The following is a 13,266-nucleotide window of genomic DNA, read 5'->3' as shown; positions in this document are numbered from 1 at the left end:
AGGAATTATGGCTATTGTTCAAGCAAAATCCTTACGCTATCGCCTATGGGCAACCCATTTATTTTTAATTGCCTTTATCGCTTTAATAATGTTTCCGCTATTAATGGTGGTTGGCATTTCTTTACGTCCAGGGAATTTGGCACTTGGAGATATTATTCCACACGAAATCTCTTGGGAACACTGGAAACTCGCCCTCGGGTTTGATGTGGTGCATTCCGATGGCACTATCACCCCACCGCCGTTTCCCGTATTACTTTGGCTTTGGAACTCGGTGAAAGTCGCAACGCTGACTTCAGTGGGAATTGTTGCACTTTCAACCACTTGTGCTTACGCCTTTGCAAGAATGAAATTCAAAGGCAAAAAAACGCTATTGCAAGGAATGCTGATTTTCCAAATGTTCCCTGCGGTGTTATCCCTTGTCGCCTTATATGCCTTGTTTGATCGCCTAGGGCAATATATCCCATTTCTGGGGTTAAACACTCACGCTGGCGTGATCTTCGCCTATCTTGGTGGTATCGCATTGCACGTTTGGACGATCAAAGGCTATTTTGAAACTATCGACGGCTCATTAGAAGAAGCTGCAGAATTAGACGGTGCAACCCCGTGGCAGGCATTCCGCTTAATCTTGCTTCCTCTTTCCGTACCGATTTTGGCAGTGGTGTTTATTTTATCTTTCATCGCTGCCATTACAGAAGTGCCAATCGCCTCGTTACTTTTGCGTGATGTGGAAAGCTACACCCTCGCCGTGGGTATGCAACAATATCTTTATCCACAAAATTACCTATGGGGCGATTTCGCCGCCGCAGCCGTCCTTTCCGCTATCCCTATCACCGCCGTCTTCCTACTCGCCCAACGTTGGCTAGTTGGCGGATTAACCGCAGGCGGTGTAAAAGGTTAATTCCTGAGGGGGAAGAAAAAGTAAAAAAATAGCGAAAATCTGACCGCACTTTGAATGATAAATCACGCTCTTAACACTTGTAGGGCGTGATTTTTAAGCCTGTAAAATATGATTAAAGAGAGTTAAAACCATTTCTGACTTTGCTGATAGTGGTGGAGGGGAAGAAGATTATAATGCACTAAAGTAATTTTTACTGCGTTTCATAATCTCTGTGCTTTTCTTCTAATTTTGCAAAGTTGCAACAAAATTTCTCAAAGCCAAAACGTTTTGTAATTGCATTGGTATATGTTTTGGTTGCGATCTCGTAAATGCGGGCTTTATGTTGATTGATATATAAATCTTCTTTGATGAGTAACGCTGTATATTTTAAATCTATCTCAAATTCTTTGGTATAATCAATCTCAATTAAAGCACTATCAACAATAGGGAACATATAAGCAAAGCGAATACTTGCCTTTTGTTCACCACTGCTTTTTACCTTAAAATCACTTTGACTTTTACAAATTTTAGAAGATAAAGGGGCAATATATTTTATACCGTTAATGGAAAGGACTATACCGACAAAAGGTCGCTTTTTTCCATTATCTTTATTGGCTGGAATTTTCGGTTCAATTTCTCTTAAAAAATCAAGATAGTGATCTGTTACACGATATAATTTTAATCTATCACTCATAACCATTTCCCCAATGAAAATACTGTGCAAAAAAAAGATGCCGATTAGGCATCTTTTTTCAGCACTTGTGGTAGCTTGCACCTAATTAAGTAGCACTTATGGCAGCTTACGCCCGATTAAATAGCACTTATGGCAGCTTACGCCTCAGCACATAATATAGCCATTTTTGAGTGGTATTTCAAGGTTTGTTATTTCTAGTAGTTTTTCGTTTTTAATTTAATTATACCCCATCAACTGCAAAAGTTCCCTTGTGTATTGAATGGCTTCGTTACGATTTGCTACGCCTAATTTTTGATATAAATTGCGGATATGGGTTTTAATTGTAGTGGTGGCAACTTGTAATTCATCTGAAATTTGGTCGTTGCTATATCCCGAATAAATTAAGCCTAGCACTTGCCATTCCCGTTGGGTAAGGGGGCTGATTTTTAATAAATCTGGCACTTGCGGATTTTTTAATAATTGTGCGACAAATTCTTCATCAAAATGAGCGAATTTATGTCGATAATATTGGTTGATGTGGCGTAAGATAAATTGAGCTTTATGAGCAACTAATTCATCGAGGCTGTTTTGGGCAAGTAATTGGCGGATTTGCTGTGCCATTATTTCCCCCTCCAACACGAAAACACTGATAAAGTTGGTTTGTTTGGTGAGGGCAAGAGCAAGCTGAAGATCTGCCATCGCCGCTGTTTTGTTATGTGTAAGAAAATGCAGCCGATTGCGTAAAATTAAGGCTCGGTTTAAGTCGCTGATAAATTGTAACTTTTCCGCCGTTTGGATCAATTTATCCAAAATCGTTTTGGCAGCCTCATAATCGCCGATCAGCATTTTTGCCCGCGCAATATTACGCCATTGTACTTGGCTGAAATGATTGGTATCCGTGCTTGGTGGTTGGTTTTGAATTAGCCAATTTTGAGCAGCTTGGTTATCGTTCGTCATTTGCCATAACACAATTTTGACCTGATCAGCATTGGCATTCCAATCGTTGTGATAATGATGTGCATTTTGTAGTTGGGTAATTTTTTCTAGCAGTCGGGCGGCGTTGTCTAAATCCCCGCGTACAATGGAAATTTTGCATAAAATCGCCAAACATTGTAGCCTTGCTTCTTCGCTATCCAACACAGAAATACCAGCGGTTGCCATTGCTTCGGCTTTGTCCAAATCATACCAATCCCATAAAATTTGCCCTTTCAAACGGAGCAAAAACTCATACATTGGAATTTGTTGTAAGTGGTTTTCTTTCACAAATAGCGTCGCTTTATTGAGCATATCATACCCCGCTTGTAAAAAACCTTGGGCGATCAAGATTTCCGATTGTTGGAGTAATGTCCACAGCACATTGTGAGAGGTGTGATACTGACGAGCCATTTTTTCCGCTTTTTGCAGCATTGTAATGGCATCGGCGAAATTGCCTTTAACGTGCCACGCCTCGCCAATAATGGAGGTGGCAACAATTTTAGCATAGTGGGCGTTGTCAGCAAGGCGATTTAATGCGTTGGAGGCAAGTGAAAGTGCGGTGTTTTCATCGCCTGAATTTATGGCGACTTGGGCGAGCAACACGTCAAATTCCGCTTGATTTTCAGGGCTGAGATCGATGTTCTGTTGCTCAAAATGGGCAAAAATGCCAGCCACTTCACTATGCCGATGTTGGCTTTGGGCAAGCCACGCTTTTAATAACACCAGATTAGGGTAGGCGGCAAGCCATGTATCATCAAGATGTTCTAGGCTTTGTTCTAATAATTTGAGTTCCCCTTGGTGGAATAATTGCCAGCCGTTTTGTGATAAAATTTGCAACAATAATTGTTTGTTTTCTAACAAGCTGGCGTGGTAGAGGGCTTCGGTAACATAGCCTTGAGCGAGCCAACCTTGTGCCGCTTGTTGGTGCAATGCGGGTATTTCATTTGCCAACTCACGCTGGCTACAATGAGCTAAGAAAGAGGCAAAAAGCGGGTGAAAACGCCACCAATTATCATCGCTTTCCATTCGCTGTAAAAATAGCCCTTGTTTTTCTAGCCGTTCCAAAATAAATCGGCTCTCTGTTTCGCCCGTTACTTCAGCCACGAGAGTTTCGTTCATTGAACGCAGAATGGAGCAACGCAAAATAAATTGTCTGGTTGCTTTATCCACAGGGGCAAGCACTTCGTCGTTTAAGTAATCATTGATGTGAAAACTATGATGGGAAAGGCGTTTGGCAATATCTTGTAAAGTACTTTTTTGCTGTTTGGCAGAAAGGCTGATGAGTTGTAACGCCGTCGGCCAGCCCTCCACCTCATCACAAAGTGCGGTAATTTCTTGTTCCGTTAAGGGATCTTCTAAACGAGATTGAAAAAACGCAATACTTTCTTGATGAGAAAAAGGCAGCTGATGTGCATTAATTTCTAATAATTGTTCTTGCACTCGTAAACTGGCTAAGCTCAATGGCGGCTGAGAACGTGAAATCAAAATGAGCGTCATTGCAGGCGGTTGGTGTTTGATCCAATATTTTAATGCGTCGTGAATTTCTTCGTTTTCAATTAAATGATAATCATCAATCACCAGATAAAATGGCTGTTCGTAGGAAGCAAGATTGACCAACAACTGATTAAACAGTGAAAACAAATTGGAATAGGGCGGGTTGTCTTCATTGTGAATGTGGTTGTTGGTAGCTCTCGCTAATGCCGCACAAAAATAGCCTGCGAACCGCTCCGTTTGATTATCGCTTTCATCTAAAGAATACCAGCCTAGATGTGGTTTATCCTTTGCCCATTGGGAAATCAACGTAGTTTTGCCATAACCTGCGGGAGCGGTAATCAGCACTAAAGGATAATCTGAAGCCTGTTCTAGCAAGGATAATAAAGCGGTTCTGGTTACGCTATTTTGTAGGCGGTAAGAACAAATAAGTTTTGATGGAATTAACATTGTTAATAACCCTTTTGTTGATGAAAGATGTCTTTTGGAGTTCTCCTCCCCCAAATAAGAAATTACTTCCTACTCGTCATACTGACAAGATTATAACAAGGAGGATTTATTTTTTCTCCTGCCGAGCATAATAAAACAAGAAGAATGTTTAATTTATGCCTTAAAAGGAGTTTTTATGTCTATTTCTCATACAAATGAAATGGCGTTATTTGATAATAATGTACAAAAATACTGCCGTTTTTTTGAACTTAGTTCGCCGCAACAATTTACCCTTGAGCAATGGTATCAAGTCATCGCTCGTACGGTGCTTGAAATGGCATATCACAAGCCGCAAGGCAAGGTTGATGAGCAACGCCATATTAATTATCTCTCAATGGAATTTCTCATTGGCCGCCTCACGGGAAATAACCTGATGAATTTGGGCTATTATGAAGCGATCAAAGCCTATTTAGCCCAGTATCAGATTGAGCTAGTCGATGTTCTGGAGCAAGAGCGTGATCCTGCTTTAGGCAATGGCGGATTGGGACGCTTAGCCGCCTGTTTTTTAGATTCAATGGCAACGCTAGGGCAAGCGGCGACAGGCTACGGGCTGCATTATCAATATGGGCTGTTTAAACAGGCGTTCCAAGACGGAAAACAAGTAGAAAGTGGCGATGAATGGGGAAGAAATCAATATCCTTGGCATCGCTATAATCCAAGCAAAACCCAACAAGTGCATTTTGGCGGAAAAGTGGTGGCAATCGAGGGAGATCGCTATGAATGGCAACCCAAATTAACCATTGAAGGCAAAGCTTTTGATCTGCCGATTGTGGGCTATCAAAATGACGTAATCCAACCGCTACGCCTCTGGCAAGCAGACAGCCCACAATCTTTTGATTTAAACCAGTTTAATGAGGGCAAATTTGTCGCAGCGGAAAAAACCTTAATAAAAAGCACCGCACTTACACAGGTGCTATACCCGAACGATAATCATCGTGCAGGACAACAGTTACGTTTAATGCAGCAATATTTCCATTGTGCTTGTTCTGTGGCTGATATTCTTTCTCGCCATTTAGCACAAGGCTTCTCGCTAGAAGAATTTCCGAAACGTCAAGTCATTCAGCTTAATGACACACACCCAACCCTCGCTATCCCTGAATTAATGCGGATTTTACTTGATGAGTATCAACTCACTTGGCAACAAGCGTTGTCTATTTGCCAACAAAGTTTCGCTTACACCAATCACACCTTGTTGCCAGAGGCACTAGAACAATGGGATCAACGCCTATTCAAACAATTATTGCCACGTCACTTTAAAATTGTGGAAAAAATTAATCACCTTTTCCATCAACAAGTGAAAGCACAATTTGGCGATGATGCCAAAGTATGGGAAAAACTGGCAATTTTGTTTGATTATCGTGTAAGAATGGCAAATCTTTGCGTCGTGAGCTGTTTTGCGGTGAATGGCGTGGCACAGATCCATTCGGATTTGCTGGTTAGCCAACTTTTCCCCGAATATCATCAGCTTTTCCCGACAAAATTTTGCAATGTTACCAATGGCATTACCCCAAGACGATGGATTCAACAAGCCAACCCTGCATTAAGCCAGTTGCTCGATCAAACCGTCAAAGGCGACTGGAAAAAAGATCTTGAATTGCTCCACCAAGTGGAAAATGTGGTTGATGATACCAACTTCCGCGAGGCTTATTGGCATATAAAACAACAAAACAAAGCGGCTCTTGCCAGAGAAATTGAGCAAACGCTTAGCTTATCTATCAATCCAAATGCGATTTTTGATGTACAAATTAAGCGTTTCCACGAATACAAACGCCAGCATTTGAACTTATTAAATATTATTGCGACCTATCAATGGTTAAAAGATAATCCAAATGAAGATTATACGCCAAGATTATTTATTTTTTCAGGCAAAGCGGCACCAGGTTATTATTTGGCGAAAAATATTATTCACGCGATTAACAATGTGGCTGAGATCATCAATAACGATAAACAGATGAAAGATAAGCTACAAGTGGCGTTTTTACCTGATTATCGTGTTTCATTGGCTGAAAAAATTATCCCTGCGGCGGATATTTCCGAACAAATCTCAATGGCAGGGAAAGAAGCCTCAGGGACAGGCAATATGAAGCTGGCATTAAACGGAGCATTAACCTTGGGAACACTTGACGGGGCAAATGTGGAAATTGCCGAAATGGTGGGGAAAGAGCATATTTTCCTCTTTGGACATACGGTTGAAAGCATTCAAACTCTATTAGCAGAAGGCTATTCGCCGAAAAGTTACTATCGCAATGATCCTGTCTTAAAAAGTGCGGTGGATTTTTTAGCCAAAGGCAAAGCCAGCAAGGGGGATAAAACAGCCTTTAATCTGATGTTAGACAGCCTACTTGAACGCGATCCTTTCCTCGTTTTCGCTGATTTTGAGAGCTATCGAAAAGCTCAGGAACGTATTGGCCAGGCTTATTTAGATCGTGATGCGTGGTTAGAAAGTGCCATTTTAAACACCGCACGGCTTGGCAAATTCAGCTCGGATCGTTCAATCCGTGATTATCAATCACGCATTTGGCTAAAAAAATAGCGTAAAGACAGAGGTTAGCACAATGAACAGATCAACCAAGCGATTTCAGCAAGCAGGCATACTGCCTTATTTTTACGATGAACGAGGGCTAAAAAAAGTTGCCAGCCTGCAAACCCAGCAGCGTTTATTTAAGGCATTTGCGGGAAATACGGGGACATATTCAGCGATGTTGCCACCAGTAAAAATCCTTTATGAAAACACACCGCACTTTTTAAAGCTCCATCGCACGGATCTCAAGCATAACGTGCAAGGAGATTGGCGGCTTCAACTGGAGAATCAACAAGGGGAAATCAAAGGGAAAGTAAAACGCAATACCCTGCGTTTTCCTCATCATCTGCCGTTGGGTTATCACAATTTAACCTTAAAGGTCGGGACGAAAAACTATGCTTGCCGCTTGATCGTTGCCCCAAAACGCTGTTATCAACCACCAGAAATGGAACAAGGTAAAAAGCTATGGGGATCATTTATTCAATTATATAGCTTGAAATCTGAGCATAATTGGGGCATTGGCGATTTTGGCGATCTCAAACAATTTCTACGCCACATTGCGGCGACAGGGGCGGATTTCGTTGGGTTAAACCCCATTCACGCTCTTTTTCCTGCTAATCCTGAAAGTGCTAGCCCTTACAGTCCTTCATCAAGAAAATGGCTCAATATCCTTTATATTGATCTCAATACATTACCTGAATTTCAGCAAAATCCTGAAGCACAGCAATGGTTTCAGCAGCCACAAATTCAGCAAACCTTAGAAAAATTACGCACGGCAAGCCATATTCATTACACAGAAGTGATGGCATTAAAACTCGAAGGGCTACGACTTGCTTTCTCTTTTTTCCAGCAACAGGCAAATTCTGCTCGCCAAGCTGATTTTGGGCAATTTCTCCAACAAAAAGGGGAAAGCCTTATTATTCAAGCCACTTTTGATGCACTTCATCAACATCTCAGTGAGCAATTCCCTGAACAATGGGGGTGGAATTATTGGGCTACGCAATATCAGGATTATCATAGCGAAGCGGTAGCACGCTTTCAGGAAACCCATCAAGCGGATATTCGCTTTTATGCTTGGTTACAATTTATTGCGGAAACTCAGCTCAAAGAATGTAATGAACTCTGCAAAACCTTAAAAATGCCGATTGGGCTTTATCGTGATCTTGCTGTTGGCGTTTCCGATCAAGGCGCAGAAACTTGGTGTGATAAGCAACTTTATTGCTTAAAAGCCAGCATTGGTGCACCGCCTGATATTTTAGCGCCACAAGGGCAAAACTGGGGCTTATCGCCGCTCAATCCACATATTTTGCAGCAGCGAGCCTATCAACCCTTTATTGATCTTGTGCGAGCCAATTTGAACCACTGTGGTGCATTACGTATCGATCATATTATGTCACTGCTACGACTGTGGTGGATTCCTAAGAATGGCCAGGCACAAGATGGGGCATATATTCGTTATCCTGTTGATGATCTGATCGCTATTCTCGCCCTAGAAAGCCATCGACACAAAGCACTTATTATCGGGGAAGATCTGGGTACAGTTCCGAAATCCATCGTGAGTAAGCTCAAAAACGCGGGGATTTTATCTTATAAAGTATTTTATTTTGAATTTGATGAACAAGGAAATAGCCGAGATTTAGCCGATTATCCTTATCAAGCAATGACAACCTTAAGTACGCACGATCTGCCAACCATTGATGGCTATTGGCGAGGCTATGATTTTGAGCTTGGACAGCGTTATGGCATTTATCCAAATGAAAAAATTTTAGCGATATTGCAACAACAACGTCAGGAAGCTAAAGCAAAAATTTTAGCTCGCCTAACAGAAGCAGGAATTGAGCCTGATCTACCAAAAGATTTATCCTCCCCAATTAGTAAAAAATTTAATCATCAACTACAAGCCTATGTGGGGAAGGTAGAAAGTGCTTTGCTAGGGCTTCAACCTGAAGATTGGATAAATATGTCTGAACCCGTCAATATTCCGGGAACAAGCACTCAATATCCTAACTGGCGAAGACGACTAAGCCAGAATATCACAGAGATTTTTAATGATCCTGAAGTTCAGCAACTTTTACAGAAAATAAATACTTGCCGAAAACCGCATTAACTCTATGAAAATAGCCGATTAATCGGCTATTTTTTCAAAATGATTACTGATTTTTCAACAGACTGTTGACTAAACTCAATACTTCATCAATCTGTGCAGAAGAAAGTTTCCCCTCGTGAACAAACTTCACTTTGCCGTTTTTATCCAACACTACGATCAAACTTTCTTTCTCTTTTAATTTCCACGCATTTTTTACCGCACTTTGATTATCCAGCAAAATTTAGCTATACGCATTTTCTTTTTTCGCCTTTTCGGTTCAGCTTCGCACAAAAGCACTTGTGCCGCAAATGGCGTCATCGGCGTTAATGATGTTGGTGATTTGAATGTAAGCTTTTGAAATGTTGAGTTTTAATTGCGTCCATTAACTGCTGATTTTCTCTTTTTCTGCAATGTGTAAAACAACACGGCTTGATACAAAGTATGAGTCGTCGAGGAAATTGTTGGGATAATGTGCCGATGGGGCGTTGGTTTAGATGTTTTAAATATAAATGGATGTTATATGATCGTATTCAACTTCTTTTTTATGCAAAGAGAAATCGAGCGTTGATTAAAAAGTAACTACTTATCACAATCTACAAACAAAACCTGATTTTCACTAAAGTCGAATATATTAATCAAACAACGGCACAAAACTCTCTTTAACAAATCCCCCAAATCGTATAACCTTACAGCTTGAAGATTGCCCAACCAATGCACAGGGCTTATGTAAAATGGACGATTTTTATAACGCGGTAAAAAATGCCTTAAAATAACACCGCACTTTACCCATAGCCGATTACGGCTTCGCTTTTGTATAATGTGAAGCCGTACTCCCGAACCATCGCAAACCGTGAACGAGGCGTGATCAAAAAATGACTGAAAGCAAAAAAGACAATGCGATTTTTAATCTCAAAGCCAGCGAAAAACTGTTACTACGGCTCATTCGCCAATATTCCCCCTCACGCAAGGAATTAAGCGCCTTATCGGGTTTAACCCCTGGGGCGGTAACACAGTATTGCCGTAAACTGTTGTTTCTCGGGCTGATTAAAGAAACGGAGAAAATGGTAAAAAAACGGGGAACGCCTTCTTTTCATTTAACCTTAAATCCCAATGCTTGTTGCTCGATTGGTATCACCTTTTCAGATAACTCATTTCAGCTCGCAATCGTGGATTTTATTGGCAATAAAATTTCCAATGAACGCTATGTTTACCACAATAGCGTGCAATTTGATGAATTATGCCAACAAATTCGCACCGCACTTCAGCAACTTTTAGACAAAAAATTTCTCGCTGAAGCAAAAATTCTCGGCATCGGTTTTTCTCTTTCTGGCTACCTATTGGCCGATCAATCCATTTCCTCCCCTTGGTTTCCGTTATTACAAAATATCCCTAACTTAGCCAACGTATTCAGCGAAAAACTCGGCTACCCCTGCCATATTGAGAACAACATCAACACGGTGGCACTTGGGGAATATTATTCGGGATTATGGAATGATATTGAAGATATGGTGGTGATCAGTCTTGATTTTGGTATCGGTGCGGGGATTATTTCACAAGGTAAGCTAATCCGCGGCGGTTTTGGTAACGCAGGGGAAATCGGCTTATTATTTCCTTATGACGCCCCTCGCCCAAGCTGGAAATATTTGCAAGACGAACTCGGCGAGTCGCAGTTGCAAGAAAATTTAATGGAAAATCCTCAAGTGCAAAAATGGCTCGCACATAGCCAAGAGCAAATCCATTCCCTTATGCTATCTGCCATCGCGTGGCTCGATCCCCGCGTTATCGTCCTCACAGGAATGTTGCCACCGCCGTTAATCAACCAGTTGATTGACTATGTCAAAAACACAAAAACCATACAAAATTTACACCGCACTTCCGCCCAACTCTGTGCCTCAAAAATGAAGTTTGAAGATATTTCCACCGCCGCCGCCATCGTCCCGATTTATCATTTTTTACAGAATAATGAATAAAAAGTGCGGTGTGAAAAAATGAAGGATTTTGATCTGCACCCCAAAAGTTGGACTAAATAACCAACTGATTAAGGTGCAGATTTTTTATGACTAAATATACTCAACGTTTCAAACAACAAGTGCTCGACTTTTATCATCAAAATGGAAAAAACCGTTCGCTTACTCGCCAGTATTTTCAGCTTCCCCAAAGCACGTTAGCACGTTGGATTGCGAAATTTAATCATAATGGAATCAATGGATTAGCTGTGTTAGGTAAAAAACGATGTTATTCTGTTGAGTTTAAATTAAAGGTTATTCAAGCTATCAAAAAAGGCCAGTGCTCCGCTGAAGCCGCCTGCTTTCGCTTTGATATCCCCAGTTCAGGGATAATTAGTCAATGGTTGCAACGCTTTGAAAAACAAGGTATAGATGGGTTATTACTCAAACCTAAAGGTCGTCCAAGTATGAAACTCAACTCACCTAAAATGCCACCAACGCCCAAAACAGAAGAAGAACGCTTGCGTTACCGAATTTTGGAATTAGAAGCGGAGAATGCAATGCTAAAAAAGTTGCAGGAACTCAACCAACAAAAAATGCAGAAAAAGCCGTCATCGTAAATGCCTTACGCTCGCGTTTCCCGTTGGAATTGTTACTCAGGCTAATCGGATTGGCACGCAGTTCGTTCTTTTATCATCTCAAGCCAAAGTCGGATAAAAATGTAGCGATTTCACAGAAAATAGAGGAAATTTATCGCAAAAATGACGAAAATTATGGTTATCGTCGAATTACCTTGGAATTAAGGAAATACTTGATTATCAACCACAAAAGGGGGCAAGCGATAATGCAACGTTTGGGGTTAAAAGGAAAAAGTAAGCAGAAAAAATATCGTTCTTACCAAGGCAAAGTGGGACACATTGCCGATAATCTGTTGCAACGGGATTTTACGGCAACGATGCCGAATGAGAAGTGGGTAACGGATATCACCGAGTTCAAATGTGCGGAAGGCAAAGTGTATTTATCGCCGATTAAAGACTTGTTTAATAACGAAATTATTGCTTATGATGTGGCGAGAAGTCCGAATTTTGAGCAGATAACCAGAATGTTGACCCAGGCGGTGAACCGATTAGCGGGGGAAAAACCGATACTGCATTCCGACCAAGGATGGCAGTATCAAATGATGGGTTATCGGGAGATATTGAAAAAACACGGTATTACGCAAAGTATGTCGAGAAAAGGTAATTGCCTTGATAATGGTGCGATGGAAAGCTTTTTCGGGCGATTGAAGACGGAATGTTACTTTGGCAAGCGGTTTGAAACCTTTGAACAGCTTGAAAAAGTGATTCACGAGTACATTCATTACTACGACAATGAGCGTATTCAAGTGAAGCTCAAAGGACTAAGCCCTGTGGAATACAGAACTCAGTCCTTGAATGAAATTAGAATATAGTCTAACTTTTTGGGGGCAGATCATTTTCGCACCGCACTTTTTTATTCTATTTATTAGGATATTTATTTAGGGGCTGTAGTAGATTAGCCCTAAATTTCACACCATTTTCGCAATATTTTTAACTGCTCTTTTGGTGTCCCAAAGTTAAACCGAAATTCACATTCCTTCAAGAATAAAGGAAAGTTTTTTCGGTTAATTCCATTATATTTTCGCAGTATCCGCTTCGCCTGATTCCAAAAATTTTCAATGCCATTAATATGATTTTGTTTCACCGCAAATAGCTCGGAATGATTGATTCGTTCGTGGTGAAATTCACTCACATCAAGTGCGTCATAACTGCGATAAGTGTCCGTATAAACCCAGCTATCAGGCTTGATTTTTCTTTTAATAACAGGGAGTAATGTTTCACTCTTGGTGTTTTCAACCACAACAGTAAATACCTTTCCTTGTCGTTTTAGTAACCCAAAAACAGCAACTTTTCCAGCCGCTCCTCGTCCTCGTCCTCGTTTTCCCTTTCGATGACCACCAAAATAGCTTTCGTCTAGTTCAATTTCCCCCTCAAAAATCTCGTTAACTTCAAGGGATAAATGATAGCCAATCACAAGCCTGATTTTATGGTAGAACAAAGCGGCTGTATTCGGTTGAATATCTAGCAAATTTGCTGCTGTTCTTGCAGTAACTTCTGCGACAAAAAACTCAAGTAGTTTTTTCTGTATGGATTGCTTTAATTTACAATATGTTATCTTCATTTTTGTAGT

The 13,266-nt window shown here is 40.9% G+C and carries 8 protein-coding genes and 2 pseudogenes; 6 read left to right on the top strand and 4 right to left on the bottom strand.

The features are described 5' to 3' along the window. The first annotated feature begins 7 nt into the window (after nt 1–7). On the top strand, nt 8–898 hold the full coding sequence (malG, locus tag DXZ23_RS07485; RefSeq protein WP_017806058.1) for a maltose ABC transporter permease MalG: 891 nt from the start codon (nt 8–10) through the stop codon (nt 896–898). A 190-nt stretch (nt 899–1,088) separates the two neighbouring features. Here the strand turns inward: malG and DXZ23_RS07480 are convergent, their stop codons facing one another. Together DXZ23_RS07480 and malT are read right to left on the bottom strand one after the other, a co-directional pair. Next, entirely contained in the window at nt 1,089–1,652 is a 564-nt protein-coding gene (locus tag DXZ23_RS07480; RefSeq protein WP_256593709.1) for a type III toxin-antitoxin system ToxN/AbiQ family toxin, read from the bottom strand. Nucleotides 1,653–1,787: 135 nt separating this feature from the next. Then, a complete protein-coding gene (malT, locus tag DXZ23_RS07475) occupies nt 1,788–4,466 on the bottom strand; it encodes an HTH-type transcriptional regulator MalT (RefSeq protein ID WP_017806060.1) in 2,679 nt (892 codons plus the stop codon). Between the two features lie 175 nt (nt 4,467–4,641). On the opposite strand from malT, the gene glgP reads away from it, so the two are divergent. Then, complete coding sequence (gene glgP, locus DXZ23_RS07470; protein ID WP_017806061.1) at nt 4,642–7,038, top strand: glycogen/starch/alpha-glucan family phosphorylase; 2,397 nt, start codon at nt 4,642–4,644, stop codon at nt 7,036–7,038. A gap of 22 nt (nt 7,039–7,060) precedes the next feature. Then, complete coding sequence (gene malQ, locus DXZ23_RS07465; RefSeq protein WP_017806062.1) at nt 7,061–9,133, top strand: 4-alpha-glucanotransferase; 2,073 nt, start codon at nt 7,061–7,063, stop codon at nt 9,131–9,133. A gap of 43 nt (nt 9,134–9,176) precedes the next feature. Here the strand turns inward: malQ and DXZ23_RS07460 are convergent. Then, a pseudogene (locus DXZ23_RS07460) lies at nt 9,177–9,422 on the bottom strand (YtfJ family protein). Between the two features lie 83 nt (nt 9,423–9,505). Here DXZ23_RS07460 and DXZ23_RS15880 point away from each other — a divergent pair. From DXZ23_RS15880 to DXZ23_RS07445, 3 genes and pseudogenes are all read left to right on the top strand, one after another. Then, a pseudogene (locus DXZ23_RS15880) lies at nt 9,506–9,628 on the top strand (IS3 family transposase); the annotation flags it as partial. Nucleotides 9,629–9,984: 356 nt separating this feature from the next. Then, complete coding sequence (locus DXZ23_RS07450; RefSeq protein ID WP_017806064.1) at nt 9,985–11,082, top strand: ROK family protein; 1,098 nt, start codon at nt 9,985–9,987, stop codon at nt 11,080–11,082. A gap of 86 nt (nt 11,083–11,168) precedes the next feature. Then, nucleotides 11,169–12,508, top strand: a protein-coding gene (locus DXZ23_RS07445) for an IS3 family transposase (protein WP_114995485.1) whose coding sequence is annotated in 2 segments (ribosomal slippage) — nt 11,169–11,619 and nt 11,619–12,508 — 1,341 coding nt in all. Because the reading frame shifts where the segments join, the coding sequence is not laid out codon by codon here. Nucleotides 12,509–12,597: 89 nt separating this feature from the next. Here DXZ23_RS07445 and DXZ23_RS07440 read toward each other — a convergent pair. Next, the gene (locus DXZ23_RS07440; protein ID WP_017805094.1) at nt 12,598–13,257 is read right to left on the bottom strand and encodes an IS1595 family transposase; all 660 of its coding nucleotides are present in this window, start codon (nt 13,255–13,257) and stop codon (nt 12,598–12,600) included. Nucleotides 13,258–13,266 lie beyond the last annotated feature (9 nt).

The sequence above is a fragment of the Avibacterium paragallinarum genome (assembly GCF_900450705.1).
GTDB lineage: Bacteria > Pseudomonadota > Gammaproteobacteria > Enterobacterales > Pasteurellaceae > Avibacterium > Avibacterium paragallinarum.
This window is presented reverse-complemented; position numbering and strand designations above follow the sequence as displayed.

Excerpts from the sequence above, each read along its gene's own strand:
- malG (WP_017806058.1), top strand. The coding sequence starts at position 8 with ATGGCTATTGTTCAAGCAAAATCCTTACGCTATCGCCTATGGGCAACC.
- malT (WP_017806060.1), bottom strand. The coding sequence starts at position 4,466 with ATGTTAATTCCATCAAAACTTATTTGTTCTTACCGCCTACAAAATAGC.
- glgP (WP_017806061.1), top strand. The coding sequence starts at position 4,642 with ATGTCTATTTCTCATACAAATGAAATGGCGTTATTTGATAATAATGTA.
- malQ (WP_017806062.1), top strand. The coding sequence starts at position 7,061 with ATGAACAGATCAACCAAGCGATTTCAGCAAGCAGGCATACTGCCTTAT.
- DXZ23_RS07450 (WP_017806064.1), top strand. The coding sequence starts at position 9,985 with ATGACTGAAAGCAAAAAAGACAATGCGATTTTTAATCTCAAAGCCAGC.
- DXZ23_RS07440 (WP_017805094.1), bottom strand. The coding sequence starts at position 13,257 with ATGAAGATAACATATTGTAAATTAAAGCAATCCATACAGAAAAAACTA.